This window comes from Vibrio sinensis, from assembly GCF_003605645.1.
Taxonomy (GTDB): domain Bacteria; phylum Pseudomonadota; class Gammaproteobacteria; order Enterobacterales; family Vibrionaceae; genus Vibrio; species Vibrio sinensis.
In genome coordinates, this window is record NZ_QVMU01000001.1 from 696,361 (window position 1) to 721,517 (window position 25,157).

At 40.7% G+C, this 25,157-nt stretch carries 15 protein-coding genes; 3 read left to right on the forward strand and 12 right to left on the reverse strand.

Annotation, left to right across the window (positions count from 1 at the left end):
* Positions 1–32: 32 nt before the first annotated feature.
* The 3 genes from DZ860_RS02890 to DZ860_RS02900 all read right to left on the reverse strand — a co-directional run bounded on the left by DZ860_RS02890 (position 33) and on the right by DZ860_RS02900 (position 4,294).
* Complete coding sequence (locus DZ860_RS02890) at positions 33–1,028, reverse strand: ABC transporter permease (protein ID WP_120029394.1); 996 nt, start codon at positions 1,026–1,028, stop codon at positions 33–35.
* A gap of 4 nt (positions 1,029–1,032) precedes the next feature.
* Positions 1,033–2,532, reverse strand: a complete 1,500-nt coding sequence (locus DZ860_RS02895; protein ID WP_120029395.1) for a sugar ABC transporter ATP-binding protein — start codon at positions 2,530–2,532, stop codon at positions 1,033–1,035.
* 172 nt (positions 2,533–2,704) lie between these two features.
* Positions 2,705–4,294 (reverse strand): FGGY-family carbohydrate kinase, encoded by a 1,590-nt coding sequence (locus tag DZ860_RS02900; protein ID WP_120029396.1) that lies wholly within the window; start codon positions 4,292–4,294, stop codon positions 2,705–2,707.
* 222 nt (positions 4,295–4,516) lie between these two features.
* Here DZ860_RS02900 and DZ860_RS02905 point away from each other — a divergent pair, with 222 nt between their 5' ends.
* Entirely contained in the window at positions 4,517–5,518 is a 1,002-nt protein-coding gene (locus tag DZ860_RS02905) for a substrate-binding domain-containing protein (RefSeq protein ID WP_120029397.1), read from the forward strand.
* 125 nt (positions 5,519–5,643) lie between these two features.
* On the opposite strand, the gene DZ860_RS02910 is transcribed toward DZ860_RS02905, so the two are convergent.
* Positions 5,644–6,480: a bifunctional allantoicase/(S)-ureidoglycine aminohydrolase gene (locus DZ860_RS02910; RefSeq protein WP_120029398.1), complete on the reverse strand. Its 837-nt coding sequence runs from the start codon at positions 6,478–6,480 to the stop codon at positions 5,644–5,646.
* Between the two features lie 206 nt (positions 6,481–6,686).
* Here DZ860_RS02910 and DZ860_RS02915 point away from each other — a divergent pair, with 206 nt between their 5' ends.
* Complete coding sequence (locus DZ860_RS02915; protein ID WP_120029399.1) at positions 6,687–7,556, forward strand: LysR family transcriptional regulator; 870 nt, start codon at positions 6,687–6,689, stop codon at positions 7,554–7,556.
* 54 nt (positions 7,557–7,610) lie between these two features.
* Here DZ860_RS02915 and uvrB read toward each other — a convergent pair whose 3' ends face one another.
* Positions 7,611–9,587, reverse strand: a complete 1,977-nt coding sequence (uvrB, locus tag DZ860_RS02920) for an excinuclease ABC subunit UvrB (protein ID WP_120029400.1) — start codon at positions 9,585–9,587, stop codon at positions 7,611–7,613.
* Positions 9,588–9,995: 408 nt separating this feature from the next.
* On the opposite strand from uvrB, the gene DZ860_RS02925 reads away from it, so the two are divergent.
* Positions 9,996–11,612: a methyl-accepting chemotaxis protein gene (locus DZ860_RS02925; RefSeq protein ID WP_120029548.1), complete on the forward strand. Its 1,617-nt coding sequence runs from the start codon at positions 9,996–9,998 to the stop codon at positions 11,610–11,612.
* Between the two features lie 484 nt (positions 11,613–12,096).
* Here the strand turns inward: DZ860_RS02925 and DZ860_RS02930 are convergent, their stop codons facing one another.
* The 7 genes from DZ860_RS02930 to tssH all read right to left on the reverse strand — a co-directional run bounded on the left by DZ860_RS02930 (position 12,097) and on the right by tssH (position 25,141).
* Positions 12,097–13,224 carry a porin gene (locus DZ860_RS02930; protein ID WP_120029401.1) on the reverse strand — a complete coding sequence of 376 codons (1,128 nt, stop codon included), beginning with the start codon at positions 13,222–13,224 and terminating at the stop codon, positions 12,097–12,099.
* Between the two features lie 675 nt (positions 13,225–13,899).
* Positions 13,900–14,760, reverse strand: coding sequence for an endo alpha-1,4 polygalactosaminidase (locus tag DZ860_RS02935; RefSeq protein ID WP_243641791.1), 861 nt, complete (start codon positions 14,758–14,760; stop codon positions 13,900–13,902).
* A 534-nt stretch (positions 14,761–15,294) separates the two neighbouring features.
* The gene (gene tssM, locus DZ860_RS02940; protein ID WP_120029402.1) at positions 15,295–18,873 is read right to left on the reverse strand and encodes a type VI secretion system membrane subunit TssM; all 3,579 of its coding nucleotides are present in this window, start codon (positions 18,871–18,873) and stop codon (positions 15,295–15,297) included.
* Between the two features lie 17 nt (positions 18,874–18,890).
* A complete protein-coding gene (gene tssA, locus DZ860_RS02945; protein WP_120029403.1) occupies positions 18,891–20,288 on the reverse strand; it encodes a type VI secretion system protein TssA in 1,398 nt (465 codons plus the stop codon).
* Positions 20,289–20,298: 10 nt separating this feature from the next.
* Positions 20,299–20,958, reverse strand: a complete 660-nt coding sequence (gene vasI, locus DZ860_RS02950; protein ID WP_120029404.1) for a type VI secretion system-associated protein VasI — start codon at positions 20,956–20,958, stop codon at positions 20,299–20,301.
* Positions 20,955–22,520 (reverse strand): sigma-54 interaction domain-containing protein, encoded by a 1,566-nt coding sequence (locus DZ860_RS02955; RefSeq protein ID WP_120029405.1) that lies wholly within the window; start codon positions 22,518–22,520, stop codon positions 20,955–20,957. The genes vasI and DZ860_RS02955 overlap by 4 nt, the downstream gene beginning before the upstream one ends.
* A gap of 2 nt (positions 22,521–22,522) precedes the next feature.
* Positions 22,523–25,141: a type VI secretion system ATPase TssH gene (gene tssH, locus DZ860_RS02960; protein ID WP_120029406.1), complete on the reverse strand. Its 2,619-nt coding sequence runs from the start codon at positions 25,139–25,141 to the stop codon at positions 22,523–22,525.
* Positions 25,142–25,157 lie beyond the last annotated feature (16 nt).

Here is a 25,157-nt window from a genome sequence, read left to right on the forward strand (position 1 = left end):
ATTGAATTGAATGTATATGTGAAGCTATGTAGTTATTTTATTTTCTTTCTTAGTGTATCAAGGTAAACCGCTGCAATAACGACTGCGCCCATTGCAACCATTTGCCAAAATTGAGAAACCCCCATTAGGTTCAAACCATTTTTTAAGATACTCATGATGAACGCACCAATAATTGTGCCACCAATCGTACCAATGCCCCCCATTAAACTTGTACCACCAATAATTACGGCCGCTATCGCTTCTAACTCATAACCTACACCCGCTGTTGGTTGACCTGAATTCAATCGCGCCGTGATAATGACACCAGCAATACCTGTCATGAAGCCACAGAATGCGTAAACAAACATTTTTACACGGTCAACTTTAATTCCCGACAAATGTGCAGCATCTTCACTGCTTCCGACTGCATAAATATAACGACCTATAATAGTTCTTTTTAGAATATATGCAGCGATGAATGCTAGAATACCAAAGTAAATAACTGGGTAAGGAATAATATCAAAGAGCTTACCTTGTGCGATTAGTTTGAATGTTGGATATTCTGTGAAATAAAGTGCTCGCCCATCCGTTAAAACTAAGTTAATACCACGAATCGACATCATCAGACCCAATGTGGCAATAAAGGGCGGGATGGCTAATCGAGTAATCAAGGTACCGTTGACCATACCACATGCTGCGCCAGCTAATGCACCGACAACCACACACACGGGTAGAGGTAGGCCTACTGAAGCAGCTAACCCCACTGCAACACCAGAAAATGCCATCACTGAACCAACAGATAAGTCGATACCTGATGTGATGATGACATACGTGGCACCAATCGCGATGATACCAATAACCGAAGTTTGCAGTGCTACCGTTAGTAGGTTGTCAAAGTTTAAAAAGTAAGGAGTACCAAGGCTAAAAAATATCATTAATAAAACAAGACTAATTAATGGTGCGAGTTTCATTATCAACTCTTTATCAATTAGATTTTTCTTTTCGCCTGGCGTAACAGGTTTATTCACAGCACTAGTATCACTACTCATTTCATTATCCCTCTAAAGTTGCATATTTCATGATATTTTCTTGACTTGCTTCTTCTGCTTGAAGTTCTCCGGTAATCGTACCGTTACGCATGACTAAAATTCGATCACACATACCTAGTACTTCAGGAAGTTCAGAAGAAATCACTATTACTGATTTGCCTTGCTTAGTTAGCTGATTAATTAATTCATAAATTTCTAATTTAGCGCCAACATCAATACCTCGTGTCGGTTCATCAAATATTAAAATTTCAGTATTCTTACAAATCCATTTCGCAATAATAATTTTTTGTTGATTACCGCCACTTAAGTTACCGGCCAATTGATCTAAGTTCGGGGCTTTAATTCTCAATTTATCTTTAAGTTCTTGAGAAATGTTGGTGGACGATAGCTCATCAATAATTCCAGCGGCATTGGAATAATCATCAAAACTACTCAACATAATATTGTCTTTAACCGACATCCCTAATGCTAAGCCATCTTTTTTTCTATCTTCCGTTAGGTAAGCGACACCAAGCTCAATTGCTTCATGAACATTGTTGATTTTAACTGGCTTACCAAATAATTTAATTTCTCCGCTATCGATTGGATCTGCCCCAAAAATAGCACGGGCAACTTCAGAGCGCCCCGCCCCCATGAGCCCAGAGAATCCTAATATCTCTCCACGTTTAAGCTTGAAGCTAACATCCTTTATGACACCTTTGCGGTTGAGATTGTTCACCTCTAGCACGATTTCATCAGAGGGTTCATTAGCTCGATTAGGGTAAATATCGCCAAGATCTCGCCCTACCATCATCGCTATCAAATCATCAATCCGGACAGTGTGATAATCAACTGTTCCAATAAAGGTACCATCGCGCATTACTGTTGCTCGATCTGCTATCAAAGCCAGTTCTTCAAGGCGATGAGAAATATATACAATACCCACACCTTGAGACTTCAACATGTTGGTCACTTCAAACAAACTTTCAATTTCAGACTCAGTCAACGCAGCCGTTGGTTCATCCATGATCAACACTTTGGCATTAACCGATAGAGCTTTGGCAATTTCCACCATTTGTTGCTGCGCCACAGTCAAACTTTCAACAAGTGTGTTTGGTTCGATACCTAGATTTAATTTATCCAATAAAGCCTTAGCGGCGGTATCTTGTGATTGATCATCGAGAATCCACTTATTACGACCGGTAAACTCTCGACCAATAAAGATATTTTCAGCGACCGTCAATTCAGGAAACAGATTGAATTCTTGGTGGATAATAGCTATGCCTTTTTCTAACGCAGAAATCGGGCTATTAAACGTGACATTTTTTCCCTCATAAACAATGTGTCCTTCATCTGGAATGTGCACTCCAGAAAGCACTTTCATTAGCGTTGATTTACCCGCCCCGTTTTCTCCAAGTAGCGCATGAACTTCACCTTTTTTTAAATTGAAGCTCACACCATCAAGTGCTAACACTCCTGGGAACCGCTTAGTAATTCCCGTCATTTGTATAATTGTCGTATCCATATACCCGCCTCCTAATTTTTAGCTAGGAACACTTTCATGTTTTGAGTCATCGCTTAACGATAAACGCTGTAACTCATTAGCCCAAATGCTCTTGTCAAAGATGAATGGCCTCAAATGAATTACGTAAGATTTAGAGCAATATGTAATCTAATGACCGATATCAATTAGATATTTATGCCTCTGCCATCATGGCCTTGTATTTCATTTGATCCTCATACATTTCCAAGAAAACTTTATATTTGGCGTTATGAAAATCTTGATGGGTCATGTCGGGACTGACGCGCTCACCCTCACGTCCCATATTTTTTACCGCGTCCATCAAACTTGGGTAGACTCTGCTAGCTGCGGCCCCTAGCATCGCAGCTCCGAGAATTACCGCTTCCGGCTCTTCAGAAAGTACAACATCACAGCCAGTAATATTGGCGTGTTCTCTTAACCAAATAGGATTTTTCGTACCACCACCACACATGGTTATTTTGGTAATCTCATGACCATTTTTACGCATCGCTTCAATAATATGACGGGTTCCATAAGACACCGATTGGATCGCGGCTAAATACTCTACTGCTAATGTGTCTAGGGTTTCGTCAAGGCTCAGCCCTGTTACCATTCCTTTAAGGGTCGGATTGGCTCGCGGTGAACGGTTACCATGGTGATATCCCAACATATGGAATTCAGCCATTAGGCGAGGGTTATCAGTTTCAAGTTCAATGACTTTTTGGTTCAGAATTTCGTACACACTACGTTTTTCAACTTCAGCGCGTTGTCTCAATGACTGGTATTCAGCAGAACTGCGAATTACATGATCAACTAATGCTCCAGCAGCACTTTGCCCGCCTTCAAGCAGCCAGTAATCGGGCAGCATTGCTCCCCAATAAGGGCCCCAAACACCGGGGACATACGTTTCTTTTTTTGTCACAGCCATATGACAAGATGAAGTGCCACCAATAATGGCAAGAGTTGATTCAGGCTCATCACCAATAATGGCTAACCCACCAGCATGCGCATCAATAATGCCAGTTGATACTACTGTATTTGTAGTGAGACCCAGTTCAAACGCTGCCTTTTCACTAAGATTACCAGCGCTCACACCGAGATCCGCAATTGAGCCAGCCACTTTATTGTCGGTAATAACATCGGTTAAGTTAGTTTTCTCTAATAAAGAGTGTGCCCACTCTTTTTGATGCGCAAGATAGTTCCATTTACAGCTTTTGGTACAAACGCTACGTATAGGATTATTAGTCGCTTTAAAAACCAGAAAATCAGCTAAATCGAATAACTTATCTATTTTCTTATATTGCTCTGGTGCGTGTTTTTTTAGCCATAGTATTTTGGGTAATTCCATTTCAGGGCTAACTTCGCCCCCAACAAATTTCAATGCATCATCAGCCGTTGCGTTTATTTCACGTGCTTCTTTAATTGCTCTATGGTCCATCCACATTATGATATTTTTATTATTATCATTGGTTATAGAAACCGTGGTAGGCATATTATTATCATCTAAAGCGACAAGTGAACACGTTGCATCAAAACCAATACCGGATATATCCTCAGGATTAACACCACTCTCTCTTAAAGCATCTTTAACTGCATTACAAACTTGTGACCAAATATCATCAGAAGATTGTTCTACATGATCTTTTTTAGGTCTAAATTGCATTATCGGGTAAACAGCCATACCCAACTTACGTCCTGCTTCATCAAAAATGCCAGCTCTAGCACTCCCAGAACCTACATCTACACCGACCAGATAGTTACTCATTTTATCAATTTCCTTTGATAGATGCTCAAAACTTAGCCTGCTAACTCGTGTTAGCAAATTTATAGCAACGGAGAGTTGAACACACAATGTACAGATCGATGAAATGTGATATAACGCTTGATAAGCTCAGTGCATGCCAAAGAAAATTTGCGTTAATGCACACTATACTTTCTTACGAAAGTTAAATATTAAGTAGAACTATAAGAAGCGAATATAATAAAAATGGCTATGACAATTGAACAAATCGCCAACAACTTAGGCGTTTCTATTACGACAGTGAAGCTGGTTTATAATGGGAAAGCCGATAAATATCGTATTTCCAAAAAAACTCAATCTAGAGTATTGGATTTTATAGAAGAACATGGAATTACGGTAAATCAAACGGCTAGAAACTTAAAACTAAAAAAAACCAACACGCTTGGATTAGTAATACCAAGAATAACCAATATATTTTTCTCCTCATTAATCGAATGTTTAGAAAAAGAGTGTAATAAATCAGGTTTCCAACTGGTTACAGCTTCTTCTTACAGTCGTGACGATAAAGAAATGGAAGCAACTCGTAATCTGATTGAACGCGGTGTCGACGGTTTATTTATTGTCCCCAATTCTAAGAAACAACAAAAAGACACTATCAAGAAATACGCGAATAAACCGATCATTTTCTTGGATCGTGATTTCCAGATAGAAAACCAATCCACGATTATCACCGATAACTACCAAGGTTTCTTAGAGATCACTGACCAAATTTTGGCAAAGCAAGTTTCTGAAATCTATGTAATGAGTGGTGATTGCCACCTACCTAGTATCCGATCCCGTCTTCAAGGCTTTACTGACAGTTATAAAAATCACAATCTAGAACCGGTACCAAACTGGCTACATGCCGTAACGAACAGTACATTTGAAGATGGTTACAATGGTATGCAATCGCTATTTGATGAATTGAAACGTATACCAGAATCCATTGTGTTTTCTTCTTTGCCAATCTTAGAAGGGGCGCTTCATTTCATAAAATCGCAAAAAGGGACGATCCCCACATCTGTGATCATCGGTACGTTCGATGATCATACTATGCTGGAGTTTTTGCCGAACTCAGTAATCTCAGCAAAACAGGATGCTGTAGGTATCGCGAAAAATGCATGTGCTTTGATTGAGAAAAAGATCAATAGCAAGGAAAAGACACACGCAAAACTCATCATTCCGGCAACGCTTATTAGTCGAAATTGAGCCGTTTCAACTATGTTCGTTTCAACTATGTTCTGGTAAATAAAAACGTTATGGCAAGTAAAAAACCGATATCTAAGCTAGATATCGGTTTTTTATTTTACTTATAGAATTGTAAGGTAAGAACTCTAATTCTTCGGACGGATAAATGGCATATGACGGTTGACGTCTTTATACAGAAGATAACGGAATGGACCTGGACCACCCGCGTAACAAGATTGGGGGCAAAATGCGCGTAACCACATAAAGTCACCCGCTTCCACTTCTACCCAATCTTGATTGAGGTGATAGACAGCTTTGCCTTGTAGGACATACAAGCCATGTTCCATAACATGTGTTTCGTCAAATGGAATCACCGTGCCTGGTTGGAAAGTGACTATATTGACATGCATATCATGACGCATATCTGTTGGATCAACAAAGCGCGTAGTGGCCCACCCATCATCGGTATCTGGCATCGAGATTGGGGACAAATCGTTCTCATTCGTCACAAATGCTTCGGGCATCTCAAGTCCCTCAACAAATTGATACGCTTTTCGTACCCAATGGAATCGTGCTGGTTGATCGCTATGATTACGCACGGTCCACTGACAACCTGGAGGTAAAAACGCGTAGCCCCCTTCTGTCATATGATGTGGGATGCCTTCAATAGTGATATCCATTTCACCCGCAACCACAAATATAACCCCCTCAGCATTGGGATCGAGCTCTGGGCGTTCTGAGCCACCTTTTTGTTCTATTTCAACAATGTATTGCGAAAACGTCTCAGAAAAACCACTTAATGGGCGAGCAATCACCCACATGCGCATGTTATCCCAAAATGGTAAAAAACTAGTGACTATATCTGTCATTACACGTTTAGGAATAATCGCATAAGCGTCTGTTAATACAGCACGATCTGACAAGAGTTGAGTTTGTGGAGGCAATCCACCTTGCGGTGAATAATATTGATGTTTATTCGTCATATCTTGTGGTCCTTCATACAAGAGTAGTAATCCATACTGTTTGAATAGGTTAACTCCCCTATTCAAATCAGGTTAGTCCACATTCGACAGCTCCGCGCGATGGTGGATTTAACGACTAAGACCAGTATGCCCTAAACATCTATGATTGATAATTTAAATAATTTAATTATTATCAGTGGATATACCACTAGTTAATAAGAGCAAATATGCAGCATACGTTAGACCCAATTTTATTGCGCAGTTTGGTTGCCGTCGTAGACAATGGCAACTTTACTCGTGCTGCAGAAAGTACTCATTTAACTCAGTCAACCATCAGTCAGCAGATTAAAAAACTGGAAGCTCAACTCGGTTGCCAACTGTTAACGCGCAAAAAACGTTACACCATCGCCACCCCCGAAGGCGAAAGAATCGTCACTTACGCTCGTCGAATTTTAGCTATGATGGAAGATGCTATCGCACAGACGGCAATCACGGCAGAGCAAAGGCCTATTCGATTAGGAGTACCCGAAGATTTTGCGACTCACGAACTGATGCCAACACTCACTCGCTTCGCGAAAATGTTTCCGGATGTTCGTTTGGAAGTTAAGAGTGGGCTGTGTAGTGACATTTGGGCACAGTTTCAGAATCAAGATTTAGATCTTGCTCTTGTCAAACACCGATTAGGTACCGCGCAAGGTACAGCCCGTTGGTCTGAACCTCTCTGTTGGATTGATGCAAAAGAGAGTGATAACTTAAGTCAGGTTACTGTCCCTTTAGTTGGTCTACCGAGCACAGGGCTATACCGTAGTGAAATGGCGCATACTTTTGAGTTGCTAGAAAGAAAATGGCGTATGGCATACATAACAACCAGCTTGTCGGGCGTCGGTTGTGCCGTCGAAGCTGGCTTAGGTATTTCTTTATTGCCTCAACGTCTTGTTACCAAGTCACATCGTATTCTTGATAAAACGCATGGCTTACCTGAGGTTGATCCTTTAGAACTATTATTGCATGTATGTACACAGCCATCACACCAAGCTACATTACTTGCTGAGCACCTGATTGAAGCCTGTAATAATATTTTCAAGTCCATTTCATAGCGACTGTTCTGTTTTGTTCTCGCAGAATTTTCTTTAGTGCCGTTAAGCATGGCTCTACATAAAAATAAACTGACGATATAAACAATCAAGCTCTGCTCTAATCCGTTTAATGTCACTCACATTTTTTTCGGTTACAGCGACAAGCAGATATTTTTCGCGCTCATTAATTTCCTTGCATAAACGAGGCAACCCATCACAGAAGGCAACACTATGACTGGCTTGCTGCTGAGCGATTTCTATGCTTGATGCAATTTTTCGACTAGAAGATTTAGGAGCTATGCCATTAGCCTGATTATAAATGATTTGTCGTTCGCGTCGTTCTCTTGATTCGTCTATCGCTTGCTTCATAGCAACAGTGATTTTGTCTGCATAAAGAATCGCTTTCCCGTTCGCATTACGTGCTGCACGGCCAATAATTTGAATTAAAGCTTCTACCGAACGTAAAAAACCAGCATGGTCCGCGTCTAAAATAGCAACCAAAGAGGCTTCAGGTATGTCTAGTCCTTCTCGTAAAAGGTTAATACCGATGAGTACATCAAAATCCCCAGCCCTTAAGCCATTAATAATCGCGACTCTATCTGATGTTTTAATATCCGAGTGTAAATAGCGTACACGAATGCCTTTATCCGCCATAAAATCATGTAACTCTTCAGCACTACGTTTCGTTAATGTAGTGACTAAAATCCTCTCGTTTCTTGCAGTTCGCTGATGGATTTCCTCTAATAAATCTTCCATATTATTGCTTGAAGGACGCACTTCAACCTCTGGGTCTAATAGACCGGTTGGACGAATAATTTGCTCTACAACCACACCATTTGAGCGCTGGACTTCATACTTACCCGGTGTCGCTGAAACAAAAATGGTCTGAGGTTTAACCTGTTCAAACTCAGCAAAGTTTAACGGACGATTATTACGCGCTGAGGGCAAACGAAATCCGTACTCAATTAATGTATCTTTACGACTTCGATCTGACTTCGACATAGCTGTGATTTGCGGCACCATGGCATGGGATTCATCAATAAAAACTAAACCATCTTTAGGTAAATAATCCATCAATGTCGTCGGGGGTAACGCTAGGTCTCTATCATTTAAGTAACAAGCATAATTTTCGATTCCTGAGCAGTAGCCAAACTGCTGCATCATCTCAATATCATTCATACAACGTTCGTAAAGCCTTGCAGCTTCGGTCAATCGATTTTCTGCATTCAACTCGGCAACTCGCTCTTCCATCTCAAGTCGAATTAATTCACTCGCTTTCCGTACCTTTTCTATCGAAGAACCATAAAGTGTTTTTGGGGATAACCTATATTCATCACACTGGCGTAACACCTGCTCTGTTACAGAATCAGTCCAGCTTATACGTATTACTATTCCATCTTTCAATTCAATACGGATCGCTTCTTGAGCAGAGTCTGCAGGAAATATATCGATGGTGTTACCTTGTATGCGGAACCCTGCGCGCTTTAATCGTAGTTCCGTATGTGTGTAGTGCAATTGATCCAAACGCTCAATTAACCAGTTCTTATCTAATTTCTGTCCTAAGACAAAGGGGATTTGTAAATCTCGATAAGCTTGTGGGTCCCCTAATCCATACACAGAGGAAACTGAGGCTATTACTACAACGTCTCGACGTTCTATCAAGGACTTAGTTGCTGACAAGCGCTGGCGCTCTAACTGTTCATTAATCGCCGAATCCTTACGAATAAACCGTCCTGTACTAGGAATGTAAATTTCTGGCTGAAAATAATCATAATAAGAAACAAAATACTCTACCGCATTTTCAGGGAAGAACCGCTGCATCTCACTGTAAAGTTGAGATGCTAATGTTTTATTATGCGCCAATATCAAAGTTGGCCGCTGTAACCGATGGATCACATTTGCCATGGTGAATGTTTTACCTGAACCAGTGACCCCTTTTAGCGTTTGGTGGCTAGCTCCGTTATTAATACCAGCAATTAATCTCGCAATGGCTTCTGGTTGATCCCCCGATGGTGGATAATCCGAGTGGAGAATAAAGGTATTCTTAGACATCTTCGTCATCTCCTTGATAATAGAGACTTCAAGTATATGTCTACATCTGTAAGTCTGCTCTAATCGTTAATTGTGTTATACGAATGACGGTCAACTCACTCTCACTGCAAACATTTTTATCTCGAAATCCAAACCAACCATAAAAAGGCCATATACAGCCCCTCTATTAAATAAGCAACTAATGATAATGACGATCAATACAAGGCATTATCTAATAACTCTTTTATAAACAATGATATATAGAGACATTACCTACGGCTCATTGTTAGTTACTAGAAATCTTAGATATGCGTCATAATTTACAAAAAGGACAATAACAAACACTGATATTTCTTGATGTGCATCATAAATAATCCTGTCATTTCAAATAGATAATGCGATCCTAACATATGGAAAATGGCTCATTTTATGAAACTCAGTAATATCTCTGTTCGCAACAAACTTTTTTCACTGGTCGCGTTCTCATCTGTACTTTTGATTTCTGCTTGTCTCTACAATTTGAACGAACAAAAGAAAAGCGCTCTTCATGAACGCGAAAGTAAGCTCCGCTCCCAAGTAGAAGTGGTTGTTAGCTTACTCGATCACTTCTATCAATTGCGTAATGACATAGGGATAGAAAACGCAAAACTAGAAGCAATGAAAGCTATTCAAACCATTCGCTATGATGGGGACAACTATTTTTGGATCCTAACTCCAAACTCTAAAGTTATATTGCACCCAGCAAAACCTGAACTCAACGGCGTGGATGCCAAGAGTTTCAAAGATGGTGCCGGTAAATTTCATTGGCAAGAAATGGTTCAAATTGCGCAAAAATCAGGTTCGGGTTTCATCGATTACCGATGGCTTAGTCCGGAGGGCGACCTAAAAGATAAAATCTCATACGTTCAACTTTACCCTGAATGGGAGTGGATTGTTGGTTCTGGAATCCTAGTCGCCGATATCCAAGAAACGTTTTATGAAGACGCGGTTAAAGAAGCGATCGTTGCGACAATCCTTATTGCCGCTCTTTCTGTTCTCGGTTATCTAATTTCAAATAATATTGTCGAGCCTTTGCGCAAACTAGTTAAAAATATCCATAAAATTGCGGATGGTGACCTGACTGTAAGAATGAACGTAAGCCGAACAGATGAACTTGGTGAAATGAGCAACGAAATTGACCGTATGCTAGAAAAGCTAAGAGATACTCTCACGATGGCTCACGAATCTGCACAGCAATCTTCCAATCTTGCTTATAGTATTGCTCAAGCAAGTGAAGAAGTTGCTACCAGCGTGAATAACCAACATTCACAGTTAGAAGTGATTTCGACAGCAATGGCAGAAATGAGTACTACGATCTCTGATGTTGCTAGCAATGCTGAAAGCACAGCCCAGAGCACCGCTCTAGTGACTGGATACGCAGAACAAAGCGGCTGCGAAATGGAAAAAACGACAAAAACCATTTCAGATGTATCACACAATATCGCTTCTGCTAACCAGATGGTGGTCGAACTACAAGCGGGTGTGAACGAAATCAGTGCTGTGGTCAGTGTTATTCGCGATGTTTCGGAACAAACAAATTTATTAGCACTCAATGCTGCGATTGAAGCTGCTCGTGCTGGAGATCAAGGGCGTGGTTTTGCCGTGGTTGCAGATGAAGTACGTAACCTAGCTGGTCGCACCCAACAATCAACCGACGAAGTTCAGCAAACAATCGATTCTTTGGTCAAACGTACTCTTCGTACTGTTGAAGCAATGGAGCAAAGTAACCTAAAGGTAGAGCAAAGTGTTACTATTTCTCAATCAACCCAATCTCAACTAACAACCATGGTTGAAGAGTTATCCCGATCTAATGACATGGCCGCGCAAATTGCAGCAGCGTCGGAGCAACAGGGGTTGGTAGCCAATGAAATGACCCAGAATGTTATGGCAATTCATCTCGCGGCTAATGAAGTGAAAGACGCTTCTCAAATGCTTGCAAAAGAGAGCCAAAACCTTGCAACGACGTCACAATTACTCAACGAACAACTAAAACACTTCAAAGTGTAATTTCATTCATAGAAATTACTACGTAATACACTTAAATCGTCACTCTTTTTTAGAGTGGCGATTTTTAATAACCATCTAATCGACTCTTCGTTCTGAGTTATATTAACCAAGCTTCTAGAATCGCCTATTCTTTACATTCTAAACTGTCACCTTATTTCAAGTTGTACCGTTCACTAATCACTAATCACTAATCACTAATCACTAATCACTAATCACTAATCACTAATCACTAATCACTAAAAATAGTTATTCAATACTCCCATCATCAATACCATAATCTGCCATATCACTGACATAAAAAAGAGGATAAGCAACATTGTCGATTATCCTCTTCATTGCGTACGTTACTATCATCAAAATTAAGATATGACGTGTGTGTATTAATTACCCACAATAAATAGCAGATATTAAATAATATACAAAACCATTATTTTATAACTTAATTTGGACAAAGCAACTACAATTAGTTAACTTACTCTAATTGTTAAAATGCGTAAATAATAGTTAAGCCTGATAGTGTATCATCTTGTTTACCCGCACCTAAATTATCTTCTTCTGTCTTTCTAACTTCACCAGAAATGATTAACTGAGGTGTCGCGTGATAGCTTAGGCCCATAGAATAAACACTACGATCGCCATTGACATTTACATCATCGAAATCAACGTTAGATAAATAAACATAAGGACGTAAGCCGATTTCAAAATAGTACTCTGCATACAAATCTACACCAGTCGCATCGGCATATAAGTTTGGACTATAGCCAAATAAACCTGTTTCATGAGCTTTAGTACCGTCAGTGAATGCCGTAGCGACTTTAAAAGCTTGGTATGTATATTTTGCGGCAATCGTGGTAATTTTTTGAGCTTGACCAGGTTCTAAACCAGAATCTGTAACCCCGGCTTTGATATCGACGTTATTTTGTAAATGTGTTGCGCCCACACTTAAACCAAAATCAAAATCATAGCTCGCAGCAACGGCAAAATTGTTGTCTCTATCTAAAGTTTTAGGCTGGTTTTGTACGTTATTAAAACCATACTGAGCAGATAAGTTCAAGTTCTCAAAGCTTTTACGATACGTGACAAGGTTATCGCCACGTGCAGTACCTAAGAAGCCACCATCTTTACCATCGCTGAATAGTGGTGTTGCATCTGGATCAAATACAATAAGGTTGTCCATGTAGCCCGCAACATCATGATACACTGAGTATTGCTTACCTACTCGAATGCTGCCCAGATCATCATTGGTGATAGTGAAATATCCCAAACGACTACGTATGCCACTTTCTCCGTATTGAAATTCAAGTGACTCAGGCCCCTTAGATGAATCATATGAATTAACTGTATTCGATGGTGCATTAATAAATGAATCCCATTCAAATTTTGCATCACCAGACCAACCTTGGCCAAACTGGCTGGCAATACTAATTCCTAATGTACTACGGCTAGTATTAAAAAAGTGGTCAAGAAAATGCACTGGTTGGAAATAATCCATCAAAAATGCACCAGAGATGTCTACTTTATGAGTTTCAGTTTCATAGACGGTCATCGCTAAGGCTTGGCTAGACGCAAGCACACTTGAAAGTATAATAATACTTTTACTGTTCAATTTCATTTCACGCTCCAATATTGGATTAGTTTTTTATTATTAATTTTAAATCACATAAATAACGCGCATAGCTAATTAAATTAGACTACACACTAAATAATTATTATGATTTTTTGATATAAAAAAGCCCCTACAACAAGAGAAATAAAATTCACTTGCTGATATGAGTAATTTTATAAAAACTGATTTGAGCTCACACTTAGATATAAGCGTTAAGCAAAGATTAGATGTTAGAGGGCAACGCTGGAAGAATCGATATTTTAAAATCCTGTGTATACCAAGCCAAAAAGCTTAAACATAAGCTTTCTTTCATATTGCTCTTGATAATCACAAAATTTCTCATAGTTAGATTCAGTTAAATTAGAACACGGCAATAATTGTACAAATTTTAATTTAATGGAATAAAACAAATAGCTAAATGTGATCTCAAACGACACGCAATATAATAAATCATTCTAAGTATCACAAAAAACAACACGGTGATATGCAACCAGAACTCACTAAATTGTAGCCATATTAAAAAATACCGCTTAGATGTTAAAATAAAGGAAATAACATTAACATTTAGTCAATGATAACGTTATTTCGTAGAATCAGAAACGACGCTTTATATCTAGTTGAATCAATCTTTAAGAACAGCCACTCGTTCCTACTTCTTTAATTTTCTTAAGTAAGGAAGCATTACAAGCAACTGATCCTAAACTCATCATCCAAATCGGCGGGTAAAATCAGCGTACTAAATTGTAACCTTAACGATTCTGCACAAAGGGCTTCTTTGGCACTTTCATCAGTAAGGTATTTTTTTTCATATTCGACGTTGAATACCGCTTTCCCGTTATCAATAAAAGGGGTTAATAAATCACATTCCTTATACTGGAAGCACTGCTCATTGACCGCAAAGTCAAAGTAATCAACAAGTTCTTTTACTTGGTCCAAGTCATTTTTTAGACCCACCGACAAGTTTCTTATATGAGCTTCATTGGCAAGCGTACGATTAAAATCAAGCTGATCTCGAGCTGTTAAATTAAACCCTGAATCATTCTGATAACCATCCACATTGTCGGGTTCAACTCCGTCACACCCCTTTTTTGCTGCCAAATCTAGTCTAGCTTTCATAATTGATATCACATTCTCAGAGCGGATATCTAACCACGCCTCCCCAGGCCAACCATCAAGGCTATTACCTCTATCGCTTGGCTTAAATTGACTGGCGTCAGAACGCCACTCCTCATACGATCCCGCAGAAAAATAACAAATAACTTTGGTATTATCTGATTGCAGCTCTTGAATGAGGGATTCAGTTGAATCAAACAAGTCAATATCATAGACATTGACACTGTATGTCTTGTTAATTTCACCTGTTAATTGCCATTGCCAGGTCGCTAAAACTGGAGGCTGATACCAACTCCCTCCAGTGACTGGTTCCTTATCAAAATCTATATTTTCATCTTCTTGTATACTCGATGATTTTTCTCCACCACACCCTACAAGTAGAATGCCCCCCAGCATTTGAGCTATAAAAATGTTTGCTACTTTGTTCATTTCCAACATCCTATTTCAGCAATATCACTTTATTCAACGCTAGTTTAAGCCGCATGATAACAACGAGAACTCATGTACATTCCTCCTAGACTTCAACCGTTATTATGCATTCGCTCTGGGCATTACATTTATTTCATGATTGTTGGAATGATCAATCCTGTCGACAGTATGATCTTAGGCAAGAGCCATCGGTTTTGACAGTTTCGAACATGCAACATTGGCGTTTTATAGAACAAATGGCGATATATGCAATAAGTTTAACAAAGGCTACCATAGCATGATGTAAGAACAAATATCTTATAAAACAAGTTCTTTTACGCAAAACAAACAATAGACGGCTAAAACCTATCTGTTTTTCCTGTAATGATATTTAACATAAAAGTTCAACCAGCTCGGAATTAACATCAACTAAATTCATTAATGACGATAAGAAAGCAAAAAATCCCCCAATCTTTTGGAGGATTTTTGTAAACACGACTAATTCATCAACAATGAATTCTCAATAAAAACAATATGGAACCTATTTTTATCTCATCAATATAGTGTTTTTGATAGCTTAAATGATTTAAATAGTCGTTCAGTAAACGGATTGATATCCGCCTCAGAATTCAAGCGATAGATCATCTGTCCACCGTCTACTGAGAATTTAAAATCAACCGATGTCGCACTCGCACCGACGACATCACCTTGTTCTAATAAACGAAAGAATGCCCACGGCCCCCGAATGTTAATACTTCGTGGAGACATGTTGTTTTTCGCAGGTACCAAGGTAACTTTAGAAACCGCTGATTTACGGAAAGTGTTTGGCCAAATAAATTCAACCGTATCTCTAGGACCATGGTTATAGGCAAGGTATTGACCATCAACATTGAGCACACTACGACGCTTGTCACTAGTCAGCAATAAAGGTTCAACTGAGAAGCTAACGTCGAGCACACCTTTACGATTGAAGAACGCTTGTTGAATTCTCTTCGCCTGCTTCAATTGCCCTAGTACTTCTCGACTAATAACGGAATTACCATTACTGTTCTCATCGCTCAAAGCTACATTTTCCTCTACGAACATCTTTAACTGACTGTTGTAAAAATTATCGAGTGTCCCATCAGGTGCAAAGAAAGCTTCAAAATCAACAAAAGAACTGTCTTTTCTCGAGGTAGGGTTAAAAGGGTAACGCCCCGCTAATTTACTTTGGAATGTCTTATAAACATCGTTATACCAACGGACTTCTAAATGCCTGATCGCTTCTTGTTTCACAACATACCAGCTTTCATCCGCCAGTTTTTCCAGCATAATATTTAGTGGTTTAGGTAAGCCAGACGCGACTCGTCTCACTGTATAAATTGGGTCTGCGTTAACCAATTTAACTCGTGCTTTCGTTGCGTCCAATGCTGCCATACCCACATCTGGAGCCTCTTGGATCGCCTTAACGTAACTATGTAATCCCTCTACCGCCGCTAAAACTTCGTTAATATACGCAGGCTTCTCTCCTACTGGTGAAAGCATATTGTTGAGTTCGGAAAATGGCGTATCGATCTGTGAAGCAACATTATATTTAGAACTATGCAACAACGCTTCTTGTGCAGCCTTGTCCTCCGGTACATTGGTGTACATTTTAGTATTGCTTTCCAGTACACGCAGTAAACGTTGGATAGGTTCAATGTTACCCGTTAAATTTTCAAGTACTAACGCCGCGTGATTAATATCGCTAAAGTACTTAACGTTGATTTCATTTAACGCTAAACGCCAAGTATTGGTGTAATCTGCGACGTACAATTTGCGTACTTTTTCGCGCAATGCGACTTTGTCTGCTTCGCTAAACTGCGCACTATTTGATAGACCTAAAACCCAGCTATCTATTAACGCCAATTCAGAAATCGATTCTGATTGAGGCATGAAATAGTCTTCAAACCCTTTTTTGGTTAACATTTGAGGGATATAGATCTCACTACGATTAATCACCTGCTCTTCAAAAACCATATCAAACACAGGCCCTACAAGGTTACGTAGATTAATGGCAGGACCGAGTGCCGTTTGTGAGTTAAGTTTTAGATTACGATATACTCGTTGATCATTAGGAATCGTACTCAGTTGAGCTTGAACCTTTGCAATCACTCGATCATAAGGTTTCATTACTCGTTCTGCATCTGTATCGCCATTGACTCGATTCGCGGTTAAGTCAGTATGTTTCATTGCATATTCTAGGTGCCCTTGTAACGCAACTTGAATATCACGCTGACCATCAAACTCACGTTGCCAATATTGAACGAAATATTCCAATACATAGTTCTTATATCGACCACTTTTGTCGACCATCATTCTATAAACACGTAAAACTGCGAGTTTTTCCTCATCAGTTCGAACTTGATTCAATTGAACAACCAAATCAGCCATCAACAACGGCAGGAAGCGATTTTCTAATAAATTCAAGTAGGTATCTTCGACCATAGGACCAATGGTGTGTCCCTGATACAAACCAAAATCCGAAATATACTTCGGTTTTTCTCTGAAAAAGCCGAACTCCAACGTTGCTTCACGAATCTTGTTTAATGGTTCTAAGATCTCTTGTTGTGAGGAGGCATTTAGCGTGGAGCTAAGCTCGCTTTGATACTCATTAACCTTGGTCAGAACGGCATCCGATTGCTGCACGTTGGTGAGATAATAACGATGCCACGTACCAACAAATAATACCGTCACAATCGAACATGCTATTATTGTTAAGCCCATCACTCGGCGGTTGTGCCTAGTAACTCTTACATTATCAGAAGCCAAGCCCGCTTCCGGGTAAATTACATTATTAAATAGCTTCTGAGTAAAATAAACGGTCGAATTTTTAGCATGCTGTGCTTTATTGATAGCATGATCGAGGCCATAACGGCGTGATGCAGCATCATCAAACGCATTAGTTGGTACGCCTTGTTGATATACAGATGTGAAATAAACACCACGCACCAACGCTGAGGTAGAAAACTGGTCACTTGCCAAAGCTTCGGATAAAAAATTCGCCAAAATCTCTTTTAAACCAGAAACTTGACGCGTAAAACTATAAATCGCATTACGATCTTCCAGCGACATAGGCCCAGAAACAGAATGAGGTAGGACATCATTGATACGGGCGATAAAGTTACTATATTCTGATGAAAATTCTTTCAGCCAATGATCCAAATCGTCAACAGAGTCTAGTGAGAAAGTAAAACCAAGTACCTCTTCACGTTGACGACGAGAGTAGTGTTTAAAGAATGGTTCAAAACCTTGTAATAAATCGAGTTTTGTCAACGTAATGTAGACCGGTAATCGAGTCGATAAAGTTTCCATTAGCTCACGTAAGCGCGCTCGAAGTAAATTAGCATAAGCCTTACGCTCTGTTGCCGTTGCTGTTGCTAAGCGCGAAACATCTATTGTTAAAACAATACCGTTTAATGGTCGACGACTACGCGTTTTTTCTAACCAATGAACGAAATGCATCCATAAGCGTCGTTCCATTGCACCATCATTTTCATTCCCACGGCTAATATGTTCATGGTCATAATTGGCATAGTTGCCTTGGGTAAGTAATTCACCGTCAGGATCTATCATCACTGACTCATCACCAATCCACCAATCAAATGAATATGGGTTTTCACTTTTTTGACCAGAAGCGCGCATCACCGAAGAAAAGACATAATTTTGCCCACTACGGTTAATCAAACTGGTTTTGCCCGCATTTTCTAATCCAAGTACAAGATACCAAGGTAATGCATATAAGTAGTCTCGCTGAGGGAGATTCTCTTTCATGCTAACCATGATTTGGTTAAGCTCTACTTCTTGACGATCTTCGTAGGCTTTAATTGGGTCTTGACGTAAGCGCTCTTCATATTTTCGTTCAGCTTGAAAAGCTTGCAGTTTTCGCCATTGCCAAACGCCCCAAAGAGCGAGAGTGCTCAAAGAAAACAGACTACTGGCAATGGCCCGTTCCATCATAGAATCTAATGGTAAATTGCCCTTTATATCTAGCCATGGGCCTGCCCACCAAATAGCCACGTTCACAATAATGAAGAGACTAAGCAGTAAAATAGGCATCGCTGCTGCGAGGCTAGGTTTTAGCATTCTCGCGATCCTAAATAAATATTTCCACATGGATTTTTATCCTTCGTTTATTCTGACGTCGTGTTTTTTTCTAACTGTTCAACTAATGAGGGTTCCCAATCGTTGACGCTCATTGTGATAATTTGTGAGTGCAATGTTTGATATTGTTCCTTTGCCATCGCCTCGAGGTTGTTTACGTTTAGTAGATCTGCAGATAAGAGGCGCCAATAAAATTTATCACGAGGCTCTATAGCAGCTATCAAGCCATCATTAAGCATCGAAAGAGCCACTGCGATACCCGCTTCTTTAGCAAGTGTCGTCGCCTCCTCGCCTTTCTCTTTCCAATCACCTACCGCTGATGGTTGACCACCACTGCTTTGATAACTAAGTAGCCATTCTTTCGCACGTTCGCTGACAAACGGCTCCCCACCTTTGAATTTAAGCTTAAGCAGATCGGGCATTCGAGATGCAAACTGAACGCACTCGCTTAAAATGGCATCACACCAGCCCCTATTACCTAAGCTTTTTGCAATCTCATAACTCATCAATTGCCCATCAAACCAAAAAGGTGCCATGGTTAAACTTTGTTCAACCTTGCGCCATAAATCGATATCAGGACTACGCATATGGTCTTGATACTCTTTAACTCGCTCTTGCATCATTCCACGTAGTTGCGTCTCTCCATTCAGATCATGTTCTGGTAACGAAGCGATGCTCGACCACACTGCGTAACGACGAACTCGGATAGCCAAAGCAATCCCAAAATCTTGCTGTGAAAGTACCTCTGCAACGTTGAGCAACGACTCTTTGATAGCTTTATCACTTGAGTTATCGATTGAGGCTAAAGTGACTACTGACGTTTTAGGTCGACTAACTTCGGATGGCGGTTCTGTCTTTTCAATCCGTTCTCGCTCGATAGAGCGACTCAGTGAACTGTTAATTTTGGCTACAAGAGTTTCAGCCATACCGGTCATCAAACCGATGTCAGTCACTGATTTTTGCCACGACACTAGAAGGTCTTTTAACGACTCTCTTTGCTGAGGTGAAAAACGTTCAAAGTCCAACTTATCGACAACCTGCGTAAACCTCTGCACCGTTTGGCTAAAAAAGCGTCCGCGATGAACCATGCCTTTTTTGCCTGGCGCAGGAAAACACGTGTCCCAGTAGAGTGGGATGAAATCCGCCAACAATTGTAATGACACAATGAAACGTGACGGCGTCACATTGTGATGTAGGCATTGCAACAAAATAATAAGCAACTTAAGATCTTTGCTTTTCTCATGTAGCAACTGAACCGCTGTTTGTTCAACTTCGGACCATTGCACACTGGTATGAGAGAGCGATCCTACTTTCATCATTTGGTTTTCAACGAAATCAAACAAAGGATCGTCAACTAAACGGCTACCAGCCGGGTTTTCACCTTTAATCGGTTGAACGATGCACTGGCGATAATGGGTAATATCCATTCTTTTCTCCTTACCAGCCGCAGCGTGTTCGTAGGGATGTTAAGGATTGCGATAGCTGCCTAGCATCGAACCATAAACCATCGACTATTCGTGAATTGGAACGTAGAACAAGGCGTTGTTGTTTTTCCATCGCTTTCATCATATCAATCGCTGGGATCCCTCTCCCTGACGAAAACAACACACCAACATCATCGCTTCTCCACGATTGCGACGGTAGACCAATAATGGATATGTTGACTTGGGGATCATCAATCGCAGTGGGAAATGCCAACTCCACTCGACTAAGATTATCAATACAGCTCATCAGCAATATCGGTTTCACATTATTAGCGAAAGCGGTTTTCTCGTTTAGAGCAACCAAGGTAACCCAAGCATCGCCTCTTTCTTCCTCACCCAACGCAGTTAAATGACTCACATCCCCTACTTTATATTGGCTAAAGCTATCAAAAGCGCGTTGCCAAGAATCGGGAACATCCTCGTTTTTAATCTGCGCTACATCTACCTGAGCAGGTGTTTTAAACAGTGAATCAAAACAAGTAAGGCGATCTAATCGAGAACCAATCTTGGTACAACTTTGTGCTCGATCTAAAATGAAACTTTCAGCGTTCGCCCCACTACCACCAAGCATAAAAAACACCATCATCGAAATATGACAACATCGTGCAATCATGACGTTTTAATCTCCAACTTCTGACATTTATACGCCAATGTTCGCTTAGGTATACCTAAGCTTTCCGCAGTTTTAGCCCGATCTCCCTCAAACAGTTGTAAACGCTCTCGGATAATATGCAGCTCAAATTCATTCAAGGTTTGTTTCAAGTCTTTCACACCTCCGGAGGTAAACGTCGCTTCCGATGCCGCCAAATTATGAGTTGAAATATGTCCCAATTCCGGTGTGAATAAATGACTGGGGGACAAACGATGCTCAAAACAATCGACGGTTACTTCCGTTCCATCAAGCGTTTGCGCACACGCAAATTCAATCAAGTGCTTTAGCTCTCGAACATTACCAGGAAAGTCATACTGCTTAAGGCGATCAATCGCCGTATACGCTAAACCTCGTATATAAGTTTCATTGTGCTGATTGAATATGCTGACGAAGTGATGACTCAAAAACTCTATATCTTCGATTTTATCGCTGAGGCGAGGTAACGAAATCGGGTACTGCAATAAGCGGTAGTACAAATCTTGACGAAATTGTCGCTGACGCACTTGTGCTAACAGGTTAACGTGAGTTGCTGAGACTAAACGAAAATCTGATGTCAGCTCTTTTTTTCCTCCTACAGGTCGAAAAACTCGAGATTCAAGTACTCGTAATAATTTAGCCTGTAAGCTCAATGGCATATCTCCGATCTCATCAAGAAATAACGTGCCTCCGTCGGCTTGTGCAATTAAACCTAACTTGTCTTTATCTGCACCTGAGAAGGCGCCTTTGCTATAGCCGAAGAGCTCACTCTCCAACAAATTTTCAGGAATTGCCGCACAGTTTATGGCGACAAAAGGTCCTTTACTCCTAGACGAAACATCGTGAACCGCCTGCGCAACAAGCTCTTTTCCTGTTCCTGTTTCCCCTTGAATCATTACCGATAGTTTCGACGATGCCGCATTGATAATTTGCTCACGCAACTTTTGCATCGCGCTGCTATTTCCAATTAACGTTGTTGAGAGTTGGCTCATTACACAGCGACGATCGCTGTCACGCTGCGCGTCTGACAATGATTCAGACAATACTTGGCGGTCTTGGTGTTCCTTTTGCATTTTATTGAGCAAAGCCCATTGATGCGTAAACACCTCAAGGTATTTCGCAAACTCACCTTGATCAACTAAGCCCTCCATGAGGCGGCTTTCCCCTATCATAAGCAACACAGATTGGACTTGTTCACCTCCAACGGGTAAAGGAAGAATCGCCACTGTATCCATGAAACTCACGCAACTAGTCAGTTGCCGAAATGAGCGATTAGAGCGCCAAAAAACGAGCTCATCAGAGCCTAAATAAATAGGCTTTGCTGACTGTAATACATGAGCAACTGGGCAATCAAAATCGGTGACAGACCAACTCAATTGATGCGGTTCTCCATGAGAAACTAACGTGCGTCCATCTGAACTTGGAACCAGTAATAAACTGTTTTTTAGTCCTAATTCATCACGAATAGTGTCGGCAAATCGACCCGCCAATTGATTGGGTTGTCTGGCCATAGCAAGCTCTGTAACATGAACTAACCACTGACTCATACTCACTCAACCTCTCCAATAAACTCACCATTATCAGCCGCCAAGTAAATTCGATTTACAGGCTGCTTATTCGCAAGTTTGTTCAATAGAGACCGAGAAATTGGCGGCAAGAGTTGCCCCTCAATAATCGCTTCTAACATTCGTGCGCCATTTTCTGATCGTGTCGCTCGATTTAGAATTTCATCAATTAGACTATCTTCAATGGTCACAGCAGCGGCATAACGTTGCTTGAATAACGCTTCAAGATTGGCCAGTTTTCCACGAACAATCTGTTCTAACACCTCTCTTGCCAATGGAAGATAGAAAACAGTTTCCATTCGAGCCAACAGTGCAGGCTTAAAGAATGCCGCCAATTCAGCATAGAGTGCCTCATCCAATTTTTCTGGCGTTTTTGCATGGTCAACGATGGTTTGGTAACCCAAATTAGAAGTCAGGAAAAATACGATATTTTGACAATCGATTAAGCGTCCCTCACCATCAGCTAACTCGCCTTTATCAAAAGCTTGATAGAAAATATTGAGTACTTCAGGATGTGCTTTTTCAACCTCATCAAGCAAAACGACTGAATACGGCTTTTTACGAATAGCTTCTGTTAAAATCCCCCCCTCTCCATAGCCGACATAGCCTGGTGGTGACCCAATCAAACGAGATACCGTATGTTTTTCTTGATACTCAGACATATTAATTGTGGTTAGGAACTGTTTCCCACCATAGAGTTGCTGGGCCAGTTGAACAACTGTTTCCGTTTTACCGACACCACTTGGCCCCACTAGCAGAAATGCACCTTTGGGACGCCCCGGACGACGTAAGTCAGCGCGAGCAGTGAGCAAGTGACGATGGATACGTTCAATCGCCACATCTTGACCTTTGATATTCTCACCAAGCAATGTCGTCAAATTAGTAATTTTATGCAACTCATCGCTGTTCATTTGGTCAACAGGAACTCCTGTCCAATCGGCGATCACCTCAGCGATTTGTTGTGCATCGACCTGAGGATGCATGAGCAACTCGGCATGAGGAATATCATCTAAAGCTTGATAGTATGCTTTGAGTTCAACCAATAGCTCTTCCCGGCTTTGCTGCTCTTCCTCTTCACTCGGAGAGGTTTTAGATAAGAGCTTATTTCGTAGGGAAATAATGGATTCGATAATGCTTTTCTGCCCATGCCACTTTTGAGTCAGAGCTGCTTTTTCTTCTTCATCAGCCATCTCGTCACTGCACAATCTATCTAAACGATGAGTATCGACTTCTTGACCCAAATACAACGATCGTTCGAGCATCGCTATTTCCAATTGACGCTGATGACATAACGTTTCTAACTGAGCCAACCGCTTAGGTGGCGTAGTGATATTAATCGCAATACGGGCGCAGGCTGTATCTAATACATCGATAGCCTTGTCTGGCAGTTGACGCCCCGAAATATAGCGAGCAGAAAGCTCGGCTGCAGCTTTCAATGCATCATCAGTTATCAGGACATTATGTGCTGTTTCATACGCGTGATTAAGCCCACGCAAGATATCAACCGCCTGACCAATAGTCGGTTCTTCAAGTTTTACTAACTGAAAACGTCGCGTTAGGGCTGGATCTTTCTCAAAATATTTTTTGTATTCTTTCCATGTTGTTGCCGCCACGGTACTCAGTTCACCACGAGCAAGAGCTGGCTTAAGCAAGTTCGCCGCATCACTCCCCCCTTCCTGATTTCCAGAACCGATCAGAGTGTGCGCTTCATCGATGAAAAGGATTATCGGTTTTGGTGCATTCTTGATTGCATCGATGACCCCTTTTAAGCGCTTTTCAAATTCACCTTTTACCGATGCCCCCGCTTGTAGAAGACCAAGATCTAGAGAGCACAAATCGACATTCTGCAATTGATTGGGAACATTGCCAGCGACGACGCGTAATGCGAGCCCCTCAATCATCGCACTTTTACCAACACCCGCATCTCCAACCACGATAGGGTTGTTTTTGCGACGACGGCACAGGATATCAATCATTAAATTTAGTTCATCTTCACGGCACAATACTGGGTCTAATTCGCCACGACGAGCCTGCTCTGTCACATTGGTACAATACTTATCTAACAGTGTCGAAATTGCTTGCGTTATTGCCGAGTGTTTCACATCAATTTTTTCTTTAGACTCAACCAATGACTCAGCTGAATCTTGAAGTAATTCGTCGAAGCTATTTTTCAAACTCTCTTTATTGATGCATTCAAATTGCTGAATCAAATTAAGTGGTAAATAGCGATCTGCCCTCATCAGAGCCGTTAAAAATATCACTCCGGACCGTAACTGCTCATAATTCAATTCTGTCGTTGACAGAAGCCAAGCTTCTTGCAGCAACTCAACCAACAATGGAGAAAATGCAGGATAAGTATCCAATGCTTGCTCTCGCGCAAAGTTCGCGCTAATTGATTGTTTGATTGTTTCTACGTCCAAGTCCGCTTGCTTAACGATAGTTCTCATGTCTGACAGCGGATTTTCAAACAAAACAAAAAGTAAGTGCTCATAGGTCACTTCTGGATGCTGACGTTCAATACATAACGAAGCAGCCTGTTCGAGAGCCAGTTTGCTTTGCTCATTCAGTTTTGAAATCAATGTTGGTAATTCAATTCGGATCACAACAATCACCTAGCCT